The following is a 25,210-nucleotide window of genomic DNA, read 5'->3' as shown; positions in this document are numbered from 1 at the left end:
TTTGTATAAGAAGAAGCCAGTAGGCGTAGAAGATTTATAGGTAGCAAGGGAGGCAATGTTGTGGTTTAACGTACTTTCCACGTTGCCATTACCAAACAAATACCGTGTACCATCAGGAGCAGTAATGGTATAAGCAGAGTAGGAGGCATTCACACTAATTTTAAGGTTGTTAAACCCTGTTTGAATGACGCGGCGTGTACCTCTTTCTACATAGAATTTACCAGAATAAGGTCCAAAGCTGTAGATAAATAAATCGGCTTCTGTATCGTATGATTTATTATCTACAATACCGTTGGCATAGTTGAAGTTAGCTACGGTGGGATCGCCCATATAACCTGGAGGTGGAAGCCAACTTGTTTTCTCATCAGGTTGGCCACGCACCACGCGGGTAATCACCCCGTTGGCATTCAAGTTCCAACCAAACCCAACGCGCGAAGTAGCTTCGTCGGTTTTGGTACCTTGGGAACTATAACCAATGGATATAGGCCATTGAATATCCCGTACTTTCAACGTGTACAAGGGAATATTACTACTAACAGCGCCGGTAGAATAGTTAACACTTCCTAATCCCGCCTTAATCAAGGCGCCCACTTCGGGCGAAGGAGGTAATAAGCTGGGTAGTTCCGCAGCATAGTTAGGGGTTGACTGGGCATAGGTTTCCTGGCATATGGCCATGCTACATAGAAGCCACATGCACAGCAGTTTGATATACTGTTGCATACGATTTAGATGGTGCATCATGCACCTTTTGGTTACGATTACTTAATTTTCTTTAAAACAGAATTGAATTTTATAGTTACTGTTGTTAGGTTGTTATTAATCTTGAGACATTCATAGATAATTGGATAGCGGTTAATGAACACAAGAAGAATAATATTTGGATATAAACTTAAACGATTTTTGTCATAATCAAGAATAATTTACTTGACATTTTATAAATTTAATTTGTACAATTCCAAATTATGCGCATCTATTTTTAGTACAATCTTGAACTAGATAACTGCGAGGTGTTATATTTGCTGGGTTTCCCAATTACCCCCATATCCCAATCGCCGCGCCTTCATCCCAAGGGGCAAAGTACCCAAGGCTTCCAAAGAAGCATCCAGTAGCAGCATTTCTTCCAACGACACCATCATGAAATCATCGGCCTGTAAGCAAATATCATCACTCCTAAACTCCCACATAGCATCCTCTTCATGATGCATCACGAGGGTAATTGGCTTCGATTCCCATAATACAAAACGGGTAGTTCGTACAGCGGTATGTACATTTTCTTGAAATGGCATAGACAACTAATATAAGTCATTCTAATCGATAAACAGTATATTGGCGGTAAACATCGCCACATGGAAGCTATCATCACCACAGAACGCCTAGTATTACGCAAAATGAACCACCAGGATGTCGACGATCTATTCGAAATGGATGCAGACCCCGCCGTACATCTTTACCTCTGGAATAAGCCTGTAAAATCGAAGGAAGAAGTGGTGGCGGTTGTTAACATGATCAATCAACAGTATATCGACAATGGCATTGGCCGTTGGGCTGTGATCGACAAAGCCACGCATGAATGTATCGGTTGGGCAGGTTTGAAGTTGATTAAAGAGCCTGTGAATGGACATGTGAATTATTACGACTTGGGCTACCGTTTCAAACAAAAGCACTGGGGGAAAGGGTATGCTTCGGAAGCCGCTAGGGCTGTTATTGCATATGGCTTCGAGGAACTAGGCTTAGACCTAATGTACGCCATTACCGATATAGGGAACGCGAATTCCCAAAAAGTATTAGAGAAAATGGGGTTCACCTTCAAAACAGTATTCGATTACGATGGCGATCCCACCAACTGGTTCGAGCTTACGAAAGCAGCATGGGAGGAACGGTCATAAAAAAAGCGGCTCCGAACAGGAACCGCCAAGGCTAACAAGGTTTACAATATCGATAGCTTACGAATTTTCTACTTGTACTACTTCGTATTTTGAATCGCCGTTCACTTGTACAGGTTGGTAATACGTTTCGCCTACCTGTACATACGTTTGCCCACCAATTTTCACCTCTTTACCACCTTCTGGCAATTTAGATACCACGGCTCCGGCAGGAGGGGCTACCACTTTGTATTGCTGACCATCCTTCTCGTAATAAGCACCACCATAATAGTAGTTCGTTGTATTATTCACTACCACGGGTTCATTGCCACTTGGAAGGGTTGTAACGGTTCCTCCCACTGGTGCCGACACTACTGTATACCCATTCCCCGAAGGTTGATACCACACCCCTTGGTCGTAATGATATTTTTGATTGTTCACCGATACCACGATGGCCGTTACCGCCAAAGTAGTAATGAAGAAACCCCAAGGATGCCATACGGGGCCCCATGAATAAGGGCGGTATGGATGGTAGTAATAAGGATGGTATGCATAATAACGCCTACCTCCATATACGTAAGGAGGACGAGGGTAGTAACTGAGGTTATTGCGTCGAACAACGGTATTGCGGTTATTGTGTACGTTGAAGTTGTTATTGACGTTGATATTGACGTTATTGTTGTTATGCCGATTATCGACATTGATATTTCGATTGTTGGAATTAAACTGGTTATTATTATTACGCGCGGTATGATTCGAATTATTATCCCGGTAACTCCGGTGATTGGGTTGATTATTCCGTGTTGTATTTGGCAAGTTTCTCGGTGTATTATTTGCCGGGCGTTGATGCTGGTTGAAGTTATTCTGCCGCTGGGTATTTCTTTGCGGTGCTTGGCGTTGCCTGTTTTGGCCGCCATGTGGCCGACCGCCACCACCACGTCGTCCTTGTCCATAGCTTAAACATGGTTCAAAGATGATTACCAGCATGAAAAAGTAAATAACAAGGCGTGGGCATTTTCGGATTGATTGAAGCATAACCAATGTTTATTTATTACAAGAGCGTTGATCGAGGTAATATTGATGTATGCAAGAAATTGTTATGCTTATGGAGGAATTTGATCCCAACTAAGGGGATGTTGTTATGTAAAACAATAGAAAGCTGTTTTTGTTAAAAAAAACCTGGATTGTTTTGATGTATGCTGCCCAGGGGATTAGAAAGAATACCCCACACCGAATACGATGCCATAGTCAATATTTGCAGCATTTATGCCGGGCGGTTGGCTATCGTAGTTGTCGTATAATGTAATGTTTACGGAAAAGTCGCTGATGACCTTCCATGTTACTTTTATTTGCCCATCATGCCGTATTCGACCTGCTTGGGTAATGCCAAAGTAAACGTTTTGGGTGGAAGAGATATTAATATCGGGTTTGGAAAGATTAAATAGGGTGAAGGTGTTCAGTAATCCTGCTTCCACCGTAGCAGCATTTACATTTTCCATGTTTTTTTCTTGGTTTAAAATGGCGCCCAAGATGGACTTTAACCGCAAGTTGGATGTCGATAATACGTTCACCCCGATACCGATACCTTCTTGGAAACGTCTTTTCAAGCCTAATTGAATATTTCGTTGGTAGTTCAACAAGGCTATTGCCTGCCAAGAATAGTTTAAATAATAGGCGCCCGACAAACTTAAGTTTTCGTTTTCCCTTACCCAGCCAGTATCCGTTTGGGTAACGATTTCCGACATGTTAGTAGCAAATTCTGCTTTGGGTAAATTGTATTTGAAACCTGCATCTGCATTTAATCGACCAATGTCGCTGGATTTTGTATAACTATAGCCGAGTGATAAGTTTCCTTCCCAAAGTCCTGCTGATGCGGATTTATAATACCGTGTATTGAGGATCGATAGTAAGGGGATGGAAATAATTTGACCCTCTTGTTTTATACCAACATGCCCGGCAGTGGAATCGGGGTATACACTGGAGTAATACAGTGTTTTTTGGGCAGTTTCAATGCGATACAAATGGGTGGTGGCCTTTAGCGTAGCCACTTTGCTGATTTTAATGGAGGAAAGACCAACATCATCGGCATCAAACTTCAACCTACCGTAGGCAATTTCTTTTAGTTCGCCGATGAGTATTTGTCCATTGCGCAAATAGAGCGTGTCTTTTTCTGCTGCTGATACATGCATAGTAAAGGTTACGATGAAAATGAGGAGTGTATATACACACTTGTTATTATTCATAGAAAACCTCCTTTGTGGTGAATGAAAATAAGCCCGTATTTAGTAGAAATGTGTTGGATAAATGAATCAATAGGTAAAACAAACAATTTTTCAGCTGAGTTGTTTTATCATATTAGCACGAGCATTTTCTTTTCTAACGCATAACTTCATTCTTGCACTTATCTTAAGTTTATTTTACATGCTTTATAGCCCCTATTGCTTTACTATATACCTGGAGGTAAAGTTGTTATAATTTCTATACAACTATGGTAAGGCTACAGTTCAAATCTTAGTTATCTACCCAAAATGCTTCCCAGCAGCATGCGTTTGAAAAGAGTTTTATATATCATTCTATCGATTCAATGTTGCCTGTTGGTTTGTTCCAACAGGTTGGTGTATGGCCAATACACAGCTCCGATAGATACAAATAACCAACAAATCGTACTCGACACCCAGAAAACATCCACCTTCGTTATACCAGACGTACCTCAAAAATGGATTAACTGGACGCAGTACGATGGCAAACATATCTCGTTCAAAATAGGCGCTGTATTCCTCTTAGATTACACTGCTTTCTTCCAAAACGATTCCAGCAAGGCCCAAGTATCTACCCAGGATAATACCGTTGAAATTCGGGCGGCGAGGCTTATGTTTTCTGGCTTGTTTAAGTTCAAAAATCCTTGGCAGTACTTTGTAAGTGTAGAATTCCGGGGATTTGGCAGGGATACCAGTGAACATGCATTTGGTTTAACAGATGCTTATTTAGCCATCCCGTTTGGGAAGGCTGATAAATTCGGGAAGCTCACCATTGGTAAAATGAAAGAAACGCACATTTACGAAGTGGTGGGCGATGCTGTGAATATTCCTCAAACCGAGCGGGTGATGAACCCGTTTTTCGTGTCGCGGAATATAGGGGTGAAGTATATGATTCGAAGTTTGCACGACCGGATGACGTACGCCATTGGTTGGTATAACGATGGCTGGGTTACGGGTGTACCCCTTAGCAAAAGTGGCAATGATGTTACCTTCCGGGTAAGCGGCTTACCCATTCTATCGAAAACGGGCGATCAATACCTTCACTTAGCTGCCAGCTCACGGTACATAGGAGCCGATAACCATACTTTACGCTATAAGGGTAAGGTGGAAAGTAATGTGTCGGATTATTATGTTGATACGAAAAGTATTGATGCTTCGCATAGTTGGAACCTGGGGGGGGAGTTTCTCTATAACTATAAAGGCTATTCTTTGACGGCCGAGTATGTACAAAACTGGACCCCGGCCGATATAGGTACGCTTACTTTCAATGGTTGGAATATCATTGCCAGTTGGGTAATTACAGGCGAACATAGGCCGTACGATAAAATGGCTTCCTATGCGCGGCGTATTATGCCGAAGAAGAAAAGCGGGGCATGGGAAGTGGTGGCCCGGTATTCTCATTTGGATCTAACGGACCGGTCGATTGATGGCGGTATATTGAAGAAATGGCATTTTGGGGTGAATTGGTGGGCTTCCCAGCATTATAGGGTAAGTGTTGGATATGGTGTGTCGACCTTGGATAGGTTCGCTAAAACCGGTCTTACGAATCAAATTTTAACGCGCATACAATGGGTACTGTGAGTGGTATAAAAAAATACAGGCTGTAAAAAATTACAGCCTGTGATTACTAATTATTGCCACGTAAACTAAACGTCTACCATCCTGTGTTTTGGAGCCAGCCCGTTACCGTAATTTCGGCTTGCGGGATAGGGTACCAATACATTTTTTCTTCGAACACGCGGTCTTCCAAGTTCTTCACTGCGTAAGTGAAAGTACCGTTGTTGTTCGTAATGTCCATACGGCGTAACGGCTTGTTGAAGTACGTTAAACCGAGTTTCCATCTTCTTACATCCCAGAAACGGTGTCCTTCGAAACCTAATTCCACGTTGCGTTCATGTACAAACGCGTTCTCGTTTAATTGGGCCGATGTAAGTGCCGGTAATTTAACACCTGTACGGTTGCGTACCGCGTTAATTGCTTGGAGGGCTGTCATGCCATATCCTTGTGGATCGGCATCTGGACCATAAGCATTGTACATAGCTTCTGCATAGTTCAAGAGAATTTCTGCGTAGCGGAAGTATATGTACTGGTGGTTAGCTTTCGTATTGTTGATTAAATCGATACCGCTTTGTACATATTTCAAAGTGTAGTACCCTGTTTTTGTAGCATTTTGTTTCGGCAAACCGCTCGAACCACCGCTGTAAGTTTGGATAACTTGTGATTTGAAGGTTTTACCATTGTAAATAACGGTGGCATCAAACCTTGGATCACGGTTAGCATACGGGTTGGCTGCGTGCACCGGGTTGTTCCAGTTGAATGGTTCGCTACCAATTACGGTACCATTGTTATCTTTCACTAATACTTCAAACTCGTCTACGAAGTTTTGGCTAGGCGTTAAACTTCTGCCGTTCGCGTTTTCGAATTGAAGCGGGAAGTTGGCGATTTCCAAGGTGTTTACAGAACCGTATCTTCTATAGAAGATCGCTTCTTTGGAAGCACTGTTGTTCGAACCAAACAGGTTACCATATGAACCATCTAAAGAATATTGGTTCAATTTGATTACCGCGTTAGCTGCTGCCGCTGCTGCTGCCCAAGTGGTAGTTGATCCTGCTTCTTTATACAGCTTACTAGCGCCGTATAAGAGGACGCGGGATTTTAATGCCAATACGGAACCGCGTGTAGCACGACCAGCTTCGTACCAAGAGTACGCCGCCATGTTCTCAGGGATAATCTCAGCCGCTTTATCGCATAATGTAGTGATGTACTTAATACATTCATCTACACTATTTCTTTGAATACCTTGCCAAGAAGCTTTCTCGGAGAAGTTCAACGCGTTGTCGATAATAGGTACACCACCGTAACGTTTTACTAATTCGAAGTAGAAATAAGCTTTCAAAAAGTTCATTTCACCTTCCATGAATTTCACGTTATCGCGGGCATTCCAATACGCGGTACTATCTGGTGAGTTAATACGATCCTTGATGTAGGAAATATCCACCATGTTCTTGTTTTTCAAGTACAAGTTCGCTTGGCGAATAGCAGTATAGTTACGCTCCCAAAGGTTGTCGTTGTTGCTATATTGGTTCCAAATACCGTAGTTGAAGTCTTGAGAACGATCACCTACCCATGTAGCTTCCGCGTTATCGGTAGCAGCTTCCATGTTGAATTTGTCGAACCCATCCGGTAAGAAACCGTAGGTGTACCACAATACTTGTTGTACGTAGTTATAGTTCGTGTATAGCATGTCGATGGGCACGTTTGCGTCCACGTTCTTCACATTCAGATAGTCTTTCTGGCAAGCGCAGAAAGTGCCTACAACGAATGCTGCTATGATATAAGACAGTTTTTTCATTTTCTCGTTTTGATTTAGTCAGTACTAAAATTTCGCATTCAAACCAAAGCTCACAGATTTCATCAATGGGTAACCCATCGACATTCTTTCAGCTTCCATGTTATCTAACTTATCCCAAGAGATCAAGTTGTTACCGATCACGAATACACGGATAAGGTCGATTTTACGCAAGAACCCGCGGTGCGGCAATGTATAGCCTAACTCTAAGCTGCGTACTTTCAAGAAATTACCGTTTCTCATCCAGAAATCGGATTGAACGTTGTTGTTGTCGTTGTTAAGTGTCGACAAGCGCGGAGAAGTTGCTGTAGTAGCAGTTTCTGGCGTCCAAGCGTTGTTTGAGAAGATGGTAATGTTGTTGTTGTTCACGAAAGGATGCGTGTAATCGTACGCATCATCCAATAAACTTACCGTACGGTTAGTTACTGCTTGGATGAATGCATCGAAATCGAAGCCTTTGTATTTGAAGCCGAGATTGAAACCCCAAGTCATTTCCGGTAATTTCGCATAGTTAATAGGCACTACGTCGAACATATTCACGATGCCATTACCGTCTTGGTCTTTAAATTTAAGATCGCCTGGTTTCACTACGCCGTAAGAAGATTTTACAACGCCTGGTAATAAGTTACCGTTTGCATCGAAATCAGCTTGTTGGTAGAAACCATCGTTCTGCAAGCCACGCATTTGGCCGATACGGTAACCTCTTTGGTAAAGGTAATCGTGTGGCATTGGGATATCGGAGCGGCGCTCGATTTTGTTACGAGCGAAGGCTGCTGTTACACCTGCGTAGTATTCGAATGATTGGATTTTGTCTTTGAACGTTACGCCTAATTCGAAACCTTTGTTCGATACTTCACCCGTGTTCACCCTTTGGAAAGCGAAGCCCGTGTAAGCAGGAATACCATTGATTTGATCGAGGATACCTGTTCTTCTTTCACTGAATACATCCGCTGTTACGTTAATCTTCTTCCACAATTTCATGTCGAAACCGAAGTTGAAAGATTTCTTTTCTTCCCAAGTGAAACCACTATTGGGCAAAGCACCTTCTGTTCTACCACCACGGCTTGCGTTGTTGGTACCAAGGATATAGCTACCAGAAGTAACGCCCCATTGTTCAAACAAGAAACGCGCATCTTCATTCATGTTACCGGTAATACCGTATGAAGCGCGTACTTTCAAGAAATCGATCGCTGCATTGTCTTTCAAGAAACGTTCGTTTGTTACGATCCAGCCTAAGCCAATAGCAGGGAATAAACCGTAGCGTTGACCGGCAGCATAATCGGCAGAACCATTGTAAGAAGCAGAGAGATCAACAATGTACGTGCTATTGTAATCGTATGTAACGGCACCGAGTAAACCTTGTGAACGCACTTGGTATACTTGGCCATCGTGGTTGAAGTTTTGGCGACGTGCTTGGGCAATACCACTGAACGTATGTTTACCGAAGCTTCTTTCGTAAGTTAAACCTACTTGTACGGCCGTTCTGTTCCAGTGTTGGTTACCACCATCGCTAATAGATTGCGAGCTAGCACCCAATACACGGTAAGTAGGATTGCCGGCTTGGTCTAAAATTGGTTCGTCTTGTGCATTCTTCAATAACTCGAATGATTGCACGGTGAAGGCCTTTTGGTAAGTACCTACGTATTGGTTGTTGAACGATACACCGCCCACCAAGGCTAAACCTGGCACCAATGCATCCAAACGTTCAGTAACGTTGAAGGCAGTTTGGAGGTTACGGGTGTGCGAGTTATAGATACCGTTCTGTTGTAAGAGTTGTACCGGGTTGAAGTTATATACAGCACTGTTACCCCATGTACCGTTCGGGTTTTTCACCGCGAAGGCAGCAGATGGTACGCGTAACAAGTTGTTGAACACCGTAGCAGCGGTAAAGCCGTTCGGGGTGTTTTTATCTTCCGTAACACCGCTTAAATTCACACCAATCGATAAGTTCTTGCTCAACTGGATATCTGCATTAGCGCGGAGATTCAGTTTCGTGTATTTCGCGTTCGTACCGAAATCTTTATCGATGGCGGTGGCGTTTTTATACAAACCTTCGAAGTTGGTATAGCTCATTAACACGAAATAGCGCGCTTTATCGGAACCACCTCTAAACGTAACGTTATAATCTTGAATGGTAGATGTTTTCTTTAAGAGTTCATCGTACCAATCTACGTTCGGGTGATAAGGATCGTTCTTGCTTTTATAGAGCTCCGGGTTAGCGAATTTAATTGGGAGGTTGTCGTTTTGTAATGCTTGGTTGTACAAACGAGTGTAGTCGTACGCGTTCATTACTTTCGGCAACTCGATAGGCGTTAAGATACCGTAACGACCGTTCGCGCTAATTTGGATTTTAGAGCTTTGGGTACCTTTTTTCGTGCGGATGCTGAGTACACCTGCGCCACTTTCTAAACCGTAGATAGCAGTAGCAGCAGCGTCTTTCATCAAGGTAACGGTTTCCACCTCGTAAGGAGAAAGGGCACCAATCGCGTTTAATTCAACCGGGTAACCATCTAACAAGATCAATAACCTGTTACCGGCAATGTTCCAGCTGCTTTGACCACGTACATAGAAAGTAGGGTTATCGTACCCTGGTTCACCAGAGCCGGTAGATACGGTTAAGCCTGGAATACGGCCTTGTAAAGTATTGAGCAAGTTACCAGCAGTCGTGCGTGCTAGTTCGTCGCCTGTAATGGTGTAGGTCGACGCAGTTGAGCGCCAAGCTTTTTCGCTGCGCAAACCGAGGTCGATCACCTGTTGCGCGTCTTTATTTTTGGTTGAATCTTTTACTGATTGCGCTTTGGCTTGTGTTCCTACCAGGAAGGCAATCGCAAAAAGAGGGATATATGTTCTTTTCATGTTTAGTTCTCGTAGATTAATGACCGAAACTTATTACCAACCTGGGTTTTGACCATCCCAAGTTTTACCATCGCCCAAGTAGTTCTTACTAATTTCATTCAGTGGGAATGGAACGTAGTAGTAGCGAATTGGGTAAATACGGTTGATGAATGGAACAATTTCCCAAGAGCGTTTCAATTGGTTGTTCACTCTTTTTGCTGTTGTAGCAATACCACGGAATTGTTTGTTCAACACGGTATGAGCAGTTAACCAACGGTTCAAGTCGTTGTAACGGTGACCTTCATATGCCAGTTCAATTGTACGTTCAAGTTGAATAGCTTCGCGGAAGGCAGCGCCACCACCTGGATGTTTCTCTGGCATACCTGCTCTTGACCTGATGAGGTTGAGGTATTGATCAGCTTCGCCGTTTGCACCGCTATACTCGTTGATTGCTTCAGCATAGTTCAAATAGAACTCGGCTAAGCGGAAAACAGGCCATGCAAAGTGAGCATCATCGAAGTTGTTGATACGTGCAACGAATTTGTATACTTCGAAAGCGTAACCATCAGGACCGGCATCGCTGCTAGATAAGCTACCAGCCGTGAAACCATCACCAGCTTTGTAGTAAGCTAATTGGCCACGTTGACTGTTGTAGTACATACCATCGTAAGCAATGGTTTGGTAGAAACGAGGATCGAGGTCGAGTGATTGCACATACACCGGTAAATCTTCACCACTAGGAGCGAAAGTGAACTTAGAACCATCACGTTTTTCATACAATTGCATGAAATCGATTGGCACGTTGTTTTTTACACCCCAGCTGTTCAAACGTAACTTGGAAGACATGTAGCGATCCCATTCGAATGCACCGGCAGTAGCTGGCGCTTGGGTTTCGGTATTTACGAGAATTAATTCTTGGTTTGCGTATACGTTGTATACGGATTCGTAATCGCCTAGCATAGCGTAGTTATCGCCGCCTGTAGTTAAAGGTTTGCCGGTATTGTATAAAGACACACCTGCTTGGCCGGCGTTCGTTAATACATCTTTCGCAGCTAGTGCAGCGCGGTTCCAACGTTCTTTATCGTAAGTAGGGTAGCATAATACAGAGTCGCGGGCATCATTGAAACGTGCCGCAGACACGATACCTTTCATATCGGCAGGCGTGTTGTATTTAGGGCTGGCAGCGTACAAGAGAACGCGAGATTTCAATGCTAAGGCCGCTAAGCGGGTAATTTTACCGTAATCGGTAGAAGGGCGTTGGGGCGGTAACAAGTTAGCCGCTTGATCGCACCAGCTAACAATTGAGTCAACCACTGCTGCAACAGAAGAGCGTGGAATTCTCAAATTGGCTGTACCATCTAAAGGAATAGAAACGATGGGAACACCGCCGTAATAGCGGAACAATTCGTAGTGCTGCATAGCTCTACAGAAAAGCGCTTGACCGCGCACATCTTGTTTCCAAGCCTCGTCGCCATCCGACACCATCGCTACGTTTTGGTATACCAAGTTTGCTTGGCGGATACCGCGGTAGTGAGCAGAGAAGCTAGGATCGATAGTACCGTTGGCACTCATATTACCTGTAACGTAAGTACCGGTATTAATCGTAGCCGCTGCCCAAGAGTAGGCAGGGTGGATGATGTATACTTGGTCGGTAATAGTTTCAGGGCGGGAGTTACCAGGATCGTTACCTGGGAAATAGCCTTTAATACAAAGGTTGTACATCTGCGCGATCGCGTAGTTCGCTTGGCGTACGGTATGGAAGATTGTATCTGTAGTAACGGCGCCACCTTTCGGTTTCTCGAGAAAATCTTTACTACAGCTAGAAATAGTAATGCTGCCAATCATCGCAACGCACAACAGCATTATTAAATATATTCTTTTCATTCTTTCGTTCTTATGAGATTAGAAATTGACGTTTAACCCCACGTTGTAAATACGTGTAAGCGGGTAACCAATGAAGCCCAAGTTCTCAGGATCGCCCCAGATTTTGTTCGGAGACCAGGTTAGCAAGTTGAAGCCGTTTACATAGAAACGTGCATGGCCGATACCTAATCTTTTGAATGCACGTGGTTGAAGGGTGTAACCAACTTCCATGTTTTTCAAACGGGTGTAAGAAGTGTTGATCAAGAAGAAGGTATTTCTTGCACCTTGCTTGTTGTAAGCGGCGATTGGGAAGTCGATTTGCTCACCATTTTTGAAACGTTCTTCAGTGAAACGGTTTCTATCTACTTCGAATAAAGATTCTTGCTTGTTGAAGTGCAATTGCGACATACCGTATTTCGCTACGCCACCTACACCTTGGAACAAAGCAGAGAAATCAAAACCTTTGTAGCTAAAGCCGAATGACACACCGTAGGTAACTTGTGGAATATCGGTATAACCAGAACGCATGTAATCTTTTTCATTGATCACACCATCTTCGTTTACGTCAATCAATTTCACTTCACCTGGTTGCAAAGGCACACCTGCAAACCCTAAGTCTTTAACATATACAGGTTGACCGCTAGCATTTGTATACGGCTTACCTTCTTTGTTCAACGCAGCTTTAGGTTGCGATAAGATAGGATTACCACTCGCATCTAAGTTGTAGAAATCGCCCCAAGAAGTATACAAGCCATTAGCTTGTAAGTAAGAACCTTGGTTAATAGGTTTACCTGTAGAAGCTTGGTATTCTAAACCTGGTGCAATCGCTTCATCTCTGAAAACGATCTCGTTTTTCGTGTTCGATACGTTACCTTTTACCCAGTAAGTGAATTTGCCTGGTTTGCTGTTATAGCCAACTTCCAATTCATTACCCCAGTTTTTCACAATACCTAAGTTGTAAGGCGGTAAAGTAGCGGCTACGATATCTGGAACGGTTCCTTTGTAAGAAAGAATGTTGATACGTTTCTCGTTGAAGTGGTCGTAAGTAACCGTCAAACGATCGCGCAAGAACCTGAATTCAGCACCGATGTTTGATTTAGTAGCGGTTTCCCAAGTAACGTTCGGGTTACCCAATACGCTTTCTTGTGCACCTTGTACCCAGTTACGATCGTTAAGGGTACCAAAGTTGTAACCACCTGTGTACGACCATGTATCTGGTAAGTATAAGTAACGTGCGTCGGTGTTAGTACCCGGGATTTTGATGTTATCGTTACCCACTTTACCGATCGAACCACGTACTTTCAAATAAGTGATGTAGTCGTTTTTAGGGAAGAAGTCTTCGTTACTAGCTACCCAACCGAGCGATACCGCCGGTAAGAGGCCGAAACGTTTACCTTCTGGGAAGTTCTCAGAACCGTTATAACCAACGTTTACCTCTGCTAAGTAGCGACCGGCATAACCGTAAGTTACCCTACCCGCCATACCGATGTAAGCGTGTGGAAGATCTGGAACGTAGTTAGGATCGTGGCGTTTTTCGGCGTTGTATAACAATAAACCTGTTACGGCATGTTTTTTACCGAATGTACGAGCATAGTTCAAAGAGAACTCGCCGTAGATTTTGCGCCATTTACCATTGTACCAATCGCTCCATCTTTCTGAAGGCGTTACTTCATTAAGCTGTACGAGGATTGGGTTTAATTTGTCGCCATTAGGGTTTTCGCGAACACCATACAATAATGGGTACGATTTACCACCAGAACGGCTAGAGAAATAACTATCGTAAGCAACACGACCGTTTACTGATAAGCCCTGTGTAATGAAGTCGAGTTTATACGAAGCTTTCATTGTAGAGTTCAGCGTACTGTTTTTCGTGATGTTGTAGTTGTTGGAAGCTGCAATCGCGTAAAGCGGGTTGAGCTGTTGGTTTTGGTTGTTGAATGGAAGTACGAATTTGCCGTCGATCATACCAGGAGAACCTAGCGGGGTAGACCACAAGATGCGTTTTTCCCAAGTGTAGCTATCGTTATCCATGCCCGTAATGTCTACGAATTGGGTTCCGATATCTACGGAAATGCGGAAGTCTTTATTTACATCAAAGTCGAAGTTACCGCGTAAGTTGTACCTGTTCTTTTTGAAATCCATTTCGTCGGAGAACGGTAAATAGTCTGTTTTGAACAAACCTTTTTGGTTCAAGTAACCGAAAGAAACGAAGTATTTCAAGGAGTTGGTGCCACCGCTTACGTTTGCGTTAAACTGGCTTTGTGGAGCGTAATCTTTGAAGATTTGTTTTTTCCAATCTTGGTCGGGGTGGAAGTAAGGATCGTAATAAGGGTTCGTAGAACCGTCGGCTAACTTAGGTTTGTTAGCGTTTGCGTAGTATTTCAAATCTTCATCAGAGAAATACAATACCGATTCTTTAACCCAGTTGGCTTCTCTTTTCTTCACAAACTCGTCCCAAGTTGTGATATCTGCATCTCTTGCGTGGTTGATCCAGTAGGTTTGGTACGACAATTCATTTTGCAAAGAAGCGTATTCGTAAGAGTTTACGAAGTTGGGCATTCTTGCGAATGAGCTGATCGCGGTTTGTGCAGTGGCGCTAATTTTAGGCGCACCTGTTTTACCACGTTTTGTCGTAATCAAAATAACACCGTTCGCACCGCGAACACCGTAAACAGCTGTTGCAGAGGCATCTTTCAAGATGCTGAGGGTTTCGATCTCGTTGGGATCGATGTCGTTGTACGTATCACGCGCCACACCATCTACCATGATTAATGGGCTGGTGTTACCGGTGTAAGTACCCACACCGCGCACATACAAAGTAGATGCGTCGGCACCGGGCTTACCGGAAGCTTGGATAGCAGTTAAACCCGAAAGGCGGCCAGCCAATGCGTTACTCAAATTCGAAACGGGCGATTGCACGAGCTCTTTAGAAGTCATTTGCGAAATCGCACCGGTCACGGATTCTTTCTTTTGTTGACCGAAACCTACTACCACTACGTCGGTTAAAGCAACCGAGTTGGGGAGTAATACTACATCGACCGATTGTTTGCCGGTGATCGTTACCTCTTGACGTTCATACCCGATGAACGTGATGATAAGCGTTTCGGCATTGTTAGGTACGCTGAAGGAGAAATTTCCTTTGATGTCTGTAGCAGCACCGAGGTTGGAGTTTTTCAGTTTCACTGAAACTCCTAGAAGCGGGGTGTTTTTTTCATCTTTAACGTTCCCGCTAATTGTCCTCGTTTGTGCAATAACCTGTGTGGCGGTTGCGCTTATTAAAAAAAATAAGAGCAGGCACCGAAGAAATTTGGAATTTTTCATACCGTAGAAGTCTGTAAAATTTTGGTTGACTTGAAAAATTTTGATAAAATCTAATAGACGTATTTTTTACATTTTTGAATCCTTTACGGAGGCTGTACGTAAAAATCCGGCAGTGCGCCATCGCTACGATGGCGTGTAGAAAGAAAAGGGATGACCTTCTTCACGAACGTGGATTATTTTTTATTCAACAAGAAACTTAATACTTCATTCAAATCCAGTGTATAGGATATACTGACTCTGGCCGGGAAAATTATATCGCAGATTTGATGTTTTCTAATAATGTAACTTCCAGTATTATTTCCGAATATATTCTCTAATTTCGAAACATTCTGGAATCGATTGCATACTTTCCAGAATTTGTGTAATTTGTTGAATTTAAATCCCTTATATGAAATGTAAATCTGGAAAAGAGGAAATCGTATTTCTTTTGACCAGGGTGCTAGAAAAGTACGAATTGGAGTCAGGAGAGAAGATTAACCGTAATTCGAATCGTAAAAACTATGAAGACGTAGCTGTTTTACTGAGTGAAATCAGCAACGAGTTGCCCAAAAACTATGAACATTGGCAACACCAGTATTACGAACCGGACTACAATCCTAACCAATTAGCGTACCCCCTGCGGAAGTACGATATTACCGGCAACCAAATTAAAGATGCCTATTACAACCAAATTGTTTCCAAGCCCCGCCCATTTCTTGTAGATGCATGCTATATATATTTATATGGTGTGGGTCGGAAAGGTTTTGAGAAGAACCCAACGGAGCCATTACTCCTGGAAACAAGCGAAGAACGAACGGAGGTAAGCACCACGAGCGAACCCGCCGTGCCGAAAAATCCGCAAGTGATTAGGATTCCCTTGGAAGGTAACACCCAACAAGAACTTCCACAGCCTACATTCGAACCAAAGTGGAAGCAACAAAGAAAAGTGTTACTCACGGCTTTAACTACTTGCGTAGCCGTGTTAGCCGGGTTTATTGCGTATCACTTTTACCAAAAGAAAGAGTGGACACGCGTAAAGCGCGACTTCAACATTTTGCCGTACACGCCTACGAAGGAAGAAATTGCCGCCGTAGAAGGTATTTGGTTGGCGTACACGGGATCGCCACAGGCGCGTACTTCGCAGCCATACCGCTACCACGTTGTAGTACCGAACATTATTGATGTGAAGTACGAACATGGTTATTTTACCTTCAAGCGGTACGGGGCCAGCTTCGATCACACGGGGTACATGCAGTACGAGGCGCCGGGCTTAGTGTCTATTCACTCGTTTTTAATGAGTAGAACAGGTGCTATTGAATCGCCGCGGCATTCTTTGATGCGCATGGAGCCAAATAGTACGAAGGCGAATGTTATTTCTGCGAGTTGGAATTATGATGTAGGTGCCTATAACCAAATCATCGGCATCCGCGAAGTATACTCGAAAGTAGGCAAGGGCGGCGCTATCAAGGAAATTATGAACACCTTGGAAAACGGTAGCTGCAATTGTAAGATTATCGAGTGGACGAAAGAAGACAACAAGGTGCATTCATTCTATTTAAAGAATCAACGCTTAGAATCATTACCCGACTCTTCTTTAGCAACGCTGCTGAACGAATCGAGCATCATCCCGGCTACACCGCGCGATGGTATTATATTAACGAGTGATACCGGTATCACGTTTCCTAGTAACTCATGAGTAAACTATACACAGCATAAGTATTCGATTTAATATTCATTCAACCAAAGTAGAATAATAAGATTAAACAGGTTCCACTATAACGCTGATATTATAAGTTCCATTAATTTTCACACAAGCCTTTCCACTGGGCGTATTGCCGGCTTGTTTCACATGTGCGTATTTGTAACTGTTTTTTCAACATACTAAATAATAACTACCTACCACCTTTTTCATGGCCTACGAGGCGATGCGGGTGTGTATTGGGTGAACTTCGGTAAGGGAATCAACTTCCCTTGCCACGCTCGCTTCAGCGATAGGAGGGCTATTTATCTAGCGTCAACTATTCCTGCATCCCGGCAAACTTTTTTGTATATTGATCATACAAAATCCCCAGCTACATGAAGAAGTTATTATCCGCCCTGTGCTTCAGCTTATTAGCGTTTGCTGCCGGTGCCCAGCAATATATCCCGGCCCTCATGCAACGCGATGTAATTCCGGGGCTAGCATTCGCCCTTATCGAAAAAGGGAAGATCTCCAAAGAGCAAGTATTCGGTATCCTCAACGATTCATCCAAAGCACCCGTTACACCCACTTCTCTTTTTGAAGCGGCCTCGCTTACGAAGGTGGTAACGGCTTACGCTGCGCTTAAAATGGTTGATGCCGGTACGCTCGATTTAGATAAACCGCTGACTGGGTATTTAGGCAATAACTACGACGTTGGCGACGATGCCCGTTTAGTAAATGTTACCGCCCGCCGCGTATTATCCCACTCCGCCGGTTTCCCAAATTGGCGCGAAGATCGTGAAGGCGGTAAACTCCCCATTCTTTTTACCCCCGGCGAACGGTTTAATTATTCCGGCGAAGGCTTCGTTATGCTTTCCCGGGTGATGGAGCATCTAACAGGTAAGAAAATCGAAGTAATTGTAAAGGAGATGGTATTTACGCCGCTCCATATGGAACATAGCAGCTTTGTGTTTGAAGAATCACACCGTGCAGCGTATGCATTCCGCCACCGTTGGAATGGTAAGAAACAGGGCTTGGCCGATTACCCGCATGCCAATGCTGCCGCCAGTATGCGAACAACGGCGCACGATTATGCTTTGTTTATATGCGCTATATTGAATGGAACCGGCCTTCAAAAGAAAACCCGCGACGCGATGTTTACACCGCAAATTAAAGTGGAAGCAAACGACCCCAAGGCTACGATTCATTGGGGTTTAGGGGTTGGCTTAGAAGTAGACCCAACTGCTCGCTATTGCTGGCATTGGGGCGATCAAGGTGATGCAAAGGCTTTATTCGTTGCCAACATCGATACTAAGAAAGGCTTCGTTTATTTTACCAATAGCGCCAACGGGTTGTCCATTGCGCAAGATGTAATGGATGAGGTATTCGGCAAAGGTCAACACGATATTGCTAAATGGGTAGGCTATGGAAAATTCAACCCGAATTTAATCACCTTTATGCAGGAAGTTGAAAAAGAAGGTGCCACTAAAGCGGTGGCGAATTACAAGCAAGCCGGTATTAAAAGCCTGAACGAAAACAACATGAACACGTTGGGTTACTATTACCTAAACGAAAAGAAATTCGATGATGCCATTACTATTTTCGAGTTAATGACGTTTCAATATCCTAATTCCAGTAATGCTTTCGATAGTTTGGCAGAAGGCTATGCCACCGCGGGTAAACGCGAACAAGCTATCACCTACTACGAAAAAGCGATTCAACTCGATCCTAATAATACCAACTCTATTCAAATGTTGAAGAAGTTGAAGGCATCTAAATAATTGATGTATCAATAAACAGCCGTTGAGTATATACACAACGGCTGTTTATTGTAATTAATCGATAGGGAATTGCCCCACCTTTTTTACGCAAATACAGCAAACCCGCGCAGCATCAATACCTCGAGCTGTAAATGGTTTTGGTAAATAACGGCTAATTGTGCTTGGTTATTCAAGGCCACTTTAGGATAATAACCTTGACCGAAAGGTACCGAGCCGGTGAAATTAATAGTTGCACCACCAGGTTGGATGGTACCTATTTGAACGTACATTTGAATTTCACCGGCCGATTGATGACAAGCTACTACTTGGCCATGATCATTAATAGCTACGGAAGGAAAAATGCCATAGTCGAGGAATTGTGCTTTTTGCCACGTAATATGACCATTGCTTAATTGCCCGATCCTGTAATAACAATCTTCCGCTTTATCATTTTGATGTACTTCAATTACTTGCCCTTTATTGTTCATGGCTACAACAGGCGATAGTCCCGAATCGAGGTATTCGTGTTCGGTTACTTGCCATGCATTGTCGCTGTTGATGAAGCCGGTGGTGTAATACAACGACATGTACGTTTCCGAGCGGTGTATTTCTACAAAGTTTTGATAATCGTCGATCGCTACGCTGGGATCTTTCCCGTTATCGTACCGGTCGGTGGAGATCCATTTTATACCATCGGTATTTGCTTGGCCGAAGTTGTAAAAGAGGCGTGATGTACGGTCGGATTCGTGAACGGATAATATGGCGCCCGTGCCATTCATCGCCACAGAAGGGCTATAGCCTTTATCGAATTCTACAGCGGGTTCGAACCAAGTGTCGAAAAAACCATTAGCAGCGTACATTCTTGGGCCGCTTTGGTTACGATGTACATTAATCATCGCTTCATCATTTATGGCTACTACCGGAACGGCACCTAAGCCACAATGATCGATTAAACCGTACCAAGTTACATGTGGCGTGGTATCGGAATTTACAGGAGGTATTGTATGCATGACTTCATCGATGCGGCATTCGCCGTACCCGAATAGGCAATAACCATCTTGCCCCCAATCTTTTCCCCAGTTGCTTTTTACCAGCCATGCTTGGTCGGCATCGGAATAACCAACAACGGCTACGCTTTGCCTAGTGCCGAGTAGTTCGCCATGGGGCACATACACACCCTTGGCATAATGTTGAATGTCGGAATACACATCAAAAGTAGCTACTAACGGTCCTTTTACCCGGAGATGTTGTTTGATTTCCAAAAGATCGTTTATACTTTTTGAGGTGGAGATACTTGTTGGGTCGAATGATAATAAACCCGGGCGAAGTTGTTGCGGCGATGGACGCCAATCGAATGCATCGAGTGGATGCGGCGTTAGCGTGGCTTTGTGCTTTTCCTTTGCTTTGGCGGTAAGAGCCGGTACCTCGTCCATGTTGTGGATGTGATGTTGTGCCGATTGCTGTTGAAATTCTTCGCGGGTTAAGTTGGATAAACTGGTAACACCGGCAGACCAAGTGGCGTTGTTGTTGTTGAGGAATTGTTGCAATGCAAAAAGCGGTTCAGCTTGTTGCGGTGTAAGATTCGGTAGCATTTTGGCGTTATTAAGGGGTGAATTAAAATTGATTCATTTCCCTTAAGCAAATCGTTTAGTGCGCTATACTACCTGCAATGTACAAATAGTATAGCGCACTGTAAAATATCTTTAATCGTGTAATACCTTATCGACCCATTGTACAAATTCTTTCGGATCTACCATTGCGAACCCATGGGGGTGACGATTACCATTCATTATGCCCTTGCCCAAACAGTTGACGTATTCTGCGTTTTTATTACCCAATGCTTGTAATAGTACAATACAAGCGGTTACGTCGGCCATGTTAGTCCATTCAACAGGAGTTTGTCGTTCCCGGATAAACCAATCTACATCCGGATCACCATAGAGGCGTACAGGTACGTTTTTCAAGTATTGTGCATCGCCGCCTAAGCTAAGATCGCGGGTGTAAGAACTTGCGGCGGCATAGGCACCTTTTTGTTCAGCCGGGGTACCGCCGAAGCGGGCTTTAAACATCTCGGAAATCATCAGTCCTTCCCGGGTAAGCGGGGCGTTGGGAATTACTTCTTGCATTCTGAAGTACCCGCGGTATAGCCTGCTTAGATCCATCGGAGGATCTACAGCGAATACGGCATTGGGTTTTACAATGGTTTTGTAGCCGGGTTTGTTGGCGTTCTCGGTATATTTTACCGCTTGGTGCCCGGCCCAACTGTGGCCACCGATAATGAACTTGTTTTTCGGCACTTTGTATTTCTCTATCCATTCGGGGATAGACTTTTCTAATAGCGGGGTGAAAATTTCTTCACTGTTGGGCGTGTCGGTACGTGTTAACCAAGGCAGCACAACGGTGTATCCTGCTTCGCAAGCGGTTTGGGCGATACGCGTATCTTTCAATGTTTCTTGGGGAGAACCGTAGCCGCTTAGGATCACAATTAAGCCTTTACTAGGTGTTTTAGGCATAAGTGTGAAGTAGAAGCGTTCCATTTGTTCGTTCTTAAGCTGTACGACGGTATCAATGGTTTGCGCTTTTACTTGGGTTGCTACGATGCATAACAATAGTAAAATAGGGAAACGTTTCATATTAGGATGCATGATTTAATTGGATGTATGGCATAGTCGTTAAGCCGGTGTTAATTGTAAACAGGCGCTTCTTCTTCATCGTCATCTTCAGCTTCATTGCTAACTGTAGGAATAGCCGTAGTGCGGCGTTCCCCAATTTGCTGGCGCCACATGGCGTAATATAGACCTTTTTTAAGGAGTAATTCATCGTGCGTGCCTTCTTCCGCGATTTGACCTTTTTCCAATACAATAATTTTATCGGCGTGCATGATGGTCGATAACCTGTGGGCAATAAGAATGGTTATTTGTTCGCGCATGGCCGATATGTCGCGTACTACATCGGTAATGGCTTCTTCCGTGAGGGAATCCAAAGCACTCGTTGCTTCATCGAATATGAGAAGCCGTGGTTTACGAATGAGTGCCCGCGCAATGGAAATCCGTTGTTTCTCGCCCCCCGATAGCTTTACACCACCTTCACCAAGGCGGGTGTATATACCACGACCATGGCGGTTGAGCAATTGTATAGCCGATGCTTTTGTTAAGGCAGCAATGATTTCATCGTCGGTGGCATCGGGTTTTACAAACAGGAGGTTATCCTTGATCGTACCGGCAAACAACTGGGTGTCTTGTGTTACAAACCCAATTTGCCTGCGTAGCGCATTGAAGCGGATATCGCCACTAGGTACATCGTTGAAATAAATATCGCCGCTAACGGGTTTGTAGAGTCCTACCAGTAATTTTACCATGGTGGATTTACCCGATCCCGATGGGCCAACAAATGCTATGGTATCGCCTGTTTCTACCGAGAAAGAAATATCGTCGATGGCATTCTCCGTAGCGGTTTTATGCCTAAATACAACATGGTCGAAACGCATTTTTTCGAGCTGGCCAATTTCCACGGGTTCAGGTGGGCGTTGTTCTACAGGGCGTTGCATAAGTTTATGGAAAAGTTGTAAGGAGGCTTCAGCTTCACGGTATTGAATAATGATGTTACCCAAATCTTGTAAAGGCACGAAGATAGCGGTTGTAATAAATTGCATGGTAATCAATTCCCCTGTAGTTAATACGTTGCGGAAGATGAGCCACAGCAAAATGAAGAGTATTGATTGTTTCAATACATTCAAAGTGGTGCCTTGGAGGAAAGAGAGGGTGCGTACTTGCTTGGTTTTCTTCATCTCCAAGTTGAATATCTGTTGCGTAAATTGTTTAAGCCTGCGTATTTCAGGGAAGGTTAATCCCAAACTTTTTACGAGTTCTATATTCCGCAACGATTCCGTAATAGCACCCGATAACTGCAATGTTTCGCGGTTAATGCTACGCTGCACGGTTTTCATTTTCTTACTTAACATGCCCGTTAATCCACCTAGCACAACCACCCCGATGAGGAACACGGGAATTAAAGTCCAGTGTTTCGTAATAGCATACCAAACAAGGAAGCCCATGCCTACGAGCGAGGTGAACAGGATATTGATAAAGGCTGTGATGAAGCGTTCCGTATCAGTGCGTACTTTTTGCAAGATGGCCAAAGTTTCGCCGCTGCGTTGTTCTTCATATTCTTCGAATGAGAGGCGTAAAGTTTGTTTGAGGCCGTCGTTGAAAACTTGCATCCCGAATTTCTGTACGACTAAGCGAATGAGGTAATCTTGAAACGACTTTGCTAAACGGGCTAAAATAGCAATGGCAATGGCAATACCCAGCCAAGTCAATACGCCTGAAACGAGCTCGTTTTCTGGCAATTCTTTCGTTTTACTGGCATAGTCGTCGATGATTTTACCGAAAATGAGCGGGTCTATCATAATGAGCACTTGGCTAATCCCTGCGAGTAATAGCGACCAAACAACCAGCCATTTATGTGGCTGCAAATAATTCCAAAGTATCTTCATAAAATAGTTAACGTTTGGGATGAGTTTCTGTTTATTATGCATATTTCAGGCCGTTTTTAGCGGGAAAGCCATTATACGCATGCGCTCAAAACTTGTTATGTATTCATAACGGCTATAAAGAAGTAGGAAAGTATCCTACGTGAAATTTCACATCCATACACTCGTTTCTCGGATCAGTTTAAATGGCGTTTTAGGCGCCATTTAAACCGATCGTTTACAAGTGTTGGCTTACTTGTTCAACATGCAAAATTGATGTGTAAAAACGGTTTGTTTTGGGCTTTTACCATCCTGCGGATAATTGGGTTAAAAAACAACCCTTGATGTCTATGATTGCGACAAGGAATCGAAAAAACATGAAAAAAGGGTCCCCTGGAACCCAATGTGGATAAGGTGCATGTCGACAAAATGTCGAGAAATGACGTGTAAAGTACCGAAAACACTAGGGGGTTGTCGGAAAAAAGTGGGAGAAGAGTCGACAAAATGCTTACTAAACCCTTAGTAATACCGGGTGCAAGTCGGAGAAGTGTCGGAGGGAGGTCGGTAAGTAGTCGAAATCATCCTGTTTTCAAGTCGAATCATCGTCGATTGATATAGAGGGATGTAAAACCTACTTGTTACGGTTGAACGTAATAATACCGAACTATCCTACCAGGCAGTCAATAGCTAGTAATTTACTTTTGCGGCATTCGAACAATTGCTTTCAAGGTAACCCCTTTTTCGGTATCGGCTACGGCTTCGTTAATATCTTCAAGATCATAGAACTTTACCAGTTTGTCGAAGGGAAATAGGCCGTTTTTGTATAGCGAGATTAATTGCGGTATAAATACTTGTGGAACACTATCGCCTTCAATTACATACGATAAACCACGGCCCATGGTAAATACAGCCGTATCTATTTCTAATTTCGGGGTGGGAATAACACCTACCACTGCACAGTGTCCCATAAAGCGCAAGGAGGCAACGGCTTGGTTGATGACGTCGTTGCGGCCCGTAGTATCGATGGAATAGTGTACGCCGCCATGCAGTATTTCCGAGTTGATCACTTCTGATACGACGGTAGTTTTACTATTGATAGAATGTGTAGCACCCAATTCTTCGGCCAGCTTCAGCCTATTGTCAAATACATCTACCGCAATAATGGTTGTACAGCCCGATGCTTTGGCCGCCATAATAGCTGCTAGGCCAACCGGCCCTACACCAAATACGGCAATCGATTCTCCTGCACGGGGACGTAATACGTTGATAACGGAACCTGCGCCGGTTTGGAGGCCACATCCCAAGGGGCCCAGTAGCTCTAATGGTGCGTCCTTTGGCACTTTTACAATATTCCGCTCGTGCGCTAAGGCATATGTTGCAAACGAAGACTGGTAGAAGAAAAAGCCGCCAATTTGCTTTTTACCGGCGTGGTAGGCGTAAGAGCCATCCAAGCGGTGGCCTAAAAAGTTTAGCGACATGAAGTTTTCGCAATAGGAGGGATGACCATCCAAACAAAATGCACAAGTACCGCAACTGGCGGGGGCCAACACTACATGGTCGCCCGGTTTTACATGTGTTACACTGCTACCCACTGTTTCTACGATGCCAGCTCCTTCATGCCCCAAAATAATAGGCATGCCAATGGGAATGTGTTCATCCCGAACGGCTAAATCGGTATGACAAAGTCCTGTAGCCACAATCTTTACAATTACCTCGTTCGCATTCGGATCATCCAAGGTAAAGTCTTTGATTTCGAATGGAGCATGTGCATGCTCTAACACAGCAGCTGTAATTCTCATATGCATGATTTTAACCAATTAAAACAGTATCC

General features: G+C 43.8%; 16 protein-coding genes. 4 read left to right on the top strand and 12 right to left on the bottom strand.

Going from position 1 to position 25,210, the window contains the following annotated elements; translation table 11 throughout:
• Both LX64_RS25225 and LX64_RS25220 read right to left on the bottom strand, forming a co-directional pair.
• On the bottom strand, window positions 1-693 hold a 693-nt coding region (locus LX64_RS25225), incomplete at its 3' end, for a hypothetical protein (protein WP_211324897.1).
• Between the two features lie 317 nt (window positions 694-1,010).
• A complete protein-coding gene (locus LX64_RS25220; RefSeq protein WP_148707470.1) occupies window positions 1,011-1,286 on the bottom strand; it encodes a hypothetical protein in 276 nt (91 codons plus the stop codon).
• 60 nt (window positions 1,287-1,346) lie between these two features.
• On the opposite strand from LX64_RS25220, the gene LX64_RS25215 reads away from it, so the two are divergent.
• Window positions 1,347-1,886, top strand: coding sequence for a GNAT family N-acetyltransferase (locus LX64_RS25215; protein WP_111600479.1), 540 nt, complete (start codon window positions 1,347-1,349; stop codon window positions 1,884-1,886).
• Window positions 1,887-1,943: 57 nt separating this feature from the next.
• On the opposite strand, the gene LX64_RS25210 is transcribed toward LX64_RS25215, so the two are convergent.
• Together LX64_RS25210 and LX64_RS25205 are read right to left on the bottom strand one after the other, a co-directional pair.
• Entirely contained in the window at window positions 1,944-2,897 is a 954-nt protein-coding gene (locus LX64_RS25210; RefSeq protein ID WP_111600478.1) for a DUF6515 family protein, read from the bottom strand.
• Between the two features lie 176 nt (window positions 2,898-3,073).
• Complete coding sequence (locus LX64_RS25205) at window positions 3,074-4,105, bottom strand: DUF481 domain-containing protein (RefSeq protein ID WP_111600477.1); 1,032 nt, start codon at window positions 4,103-4,105, stop codon at window positions 3,074-3,076.
• Window positions 4,106-4,405: 300 nt separating this feature from the next.
• On the opposite strand from LX64_RS25205, the gene LX64_RS25200 reads away from it, so the two are divergent.
• Entirely contained in the window at window positions 4,406-5,701 is a 1,296-nt protein-coding gene (locus LX64_RS25200) for an OprO/OprP family phosphate-selective porin (protein WP_158538738.1), read from the top strand.
• 73 nt (window positions 5,702-5,774) lie between these two features.
• Here the strand turns inward: LX64_RS25200 and LX64_RS25195 are convergent, their stop codons facing one another.
• From LX64_RS25195 to LX64_RS25180, 4 genes are read right to left on the bottom strand one after another with little or no spacing between them, the layout of a single operon-like run.
• Window positions 5,775-7,472, bottom strand: coding sequence for a RagB/SusD family nutrient uptake outer membrane protein (locus tag LX64_RS25195; RefSeq protein ID WP_111600475.1), 1,698 nt, complete (start codon window positions 7,470-7,472; stop codon window positions 5,775-5,777).
• 24 nt (window positions 7,473-7,496) lie between these two features.
• On the bottom strand, window positions 7,497-10,325 hold the full coding sequence (locus LX64_RS25190; protein ID WP_111600474.1) for a SusC/RagA family TonB-linked outer membrane protein: 2,829 nt from the start codon (window positions 10,323-10,325) through the stop codon (window positions 7,497-7,499).
• Window positions 10,326-10,358: 33 nt separating this feature from the next.
• On the bottom strand, window positions 10,359-12,188 hold the full coding sequence (locus LX64_RS25185; protein ID WP_111600473.1) for a RagB/SusD family nutrient uptake outer membrane protein: 1,830 nt from the start codon (window positions 12,186-12,188) through the stop codon (window positions 10,359-10,361).
• Between the two features lie 18 nt (window positions 12,189-12,206).
• Complete coding sequence (locus LX64_RS25180; RefSeq protein WP_111600472.1) at window positions 12,207-15,488, bottom strand: SusC/RagA family TonB-linked outer membrane protein; 3,282 nt, start codon at window positions 15,486-15,488, stop codon at window positions 12,207-12,209.
• A gap of 388 nt (window positions 15,489-15,876) precedes the next feature.
• Between LX64_RS25180 and LX64_RS25175 the strand changes: the two genes are divergently transcribed.
• Together LX64_RS25175 and LX64_RS25170 are read left to right on the top strand one after the other, a co-directional pair.
• Entirely contained in the window at window positions 15,877-17,163 is a 1,287-nt protein-coding gene (locus LX64_RS25175) for a hypothetical protein (RefSeq protein WP_111600471.1), read from the top strand.
• Window positions 17,164-17,543: 380 nt separating this feature from the next.
• Window positions 17,544-18,929, top strand: coding sequence for a serine hydrolase domain-containing protein (locus tag LX64_RS25170; RefSeq protein ID WP_111600470.1), 1,386 nt, complete (start codon window positions 17,544-17,546; stop codon window positions 18,927-18,929).
• 83 nt (window positions 18,930-19,012) lie between these two features.
• On the opposite strand, the gene LX64_RS25165 is transcribed toward LX64_RS25170, so the two are convergent.
• From LX64_RS25165 to LX64_RS25150, 4 genes are all read right to left on the bottom strand, one after another.
• Complete coding sequence (locus tag LX64_RS25165) at window positions 19,013-20,500, bottom strand: C1 family peptidase (protein ID WP_111600469.1); 1,488 nt, start codon at window positions 20,498-20,500, stop codon at window positions 19,013-19,015.
• Window positions 20,501-20,611: 111 nt separating this feature from the next.
• Window positions 20,612-21,541, bottom strand: a complete 930-nt coding sequence (locus tag LX64_RS25160) for a hypothetical protein (protein WP_148707469.1) — start codon at window positions 21,539-21,541, stop codon at window positions 20,612-20,614.
• Between the two features lie 50 nt (window positions 21,542-21,591).
• A complete protein-coding gene (locus tag LX64_RS25155; protein ID WP_111600482.1) occupies window positions 21,592-23,403 on the bottom strand; it encodes an ABC transporter ATP-binding protein in 1,812 nt (603 codons plus the stop codon).
• A gap of 671 nt (window positions 23,404-24,074) precedes the next feature.
• Entirely contained in the window at window positions 24,075-25,178 is a 1,104-nt protein-coding gene (locus tag LX64_RS25150) for an NAD(P)-dependent alcohol dehydrogenase (protein ID WP_111600467.1), read from the bottom strand.
• Window positions 25,179-25,210: the final 32 nt, after the last annotated feature.

Source organism: Chitinophaga skermanii (genome assembly GCF_003259335.1).
GTDB classification, from domain to species: domain Bacteria; phylum Bacteroidota; class Bacteroidia; order Chitinophagales; family Chitinophagaceae; genus Chitinophaga; species Chitinophaga skermanii.
This window is presented reverse-complemented; position numbering and strand designations above follow the sequence as displayed.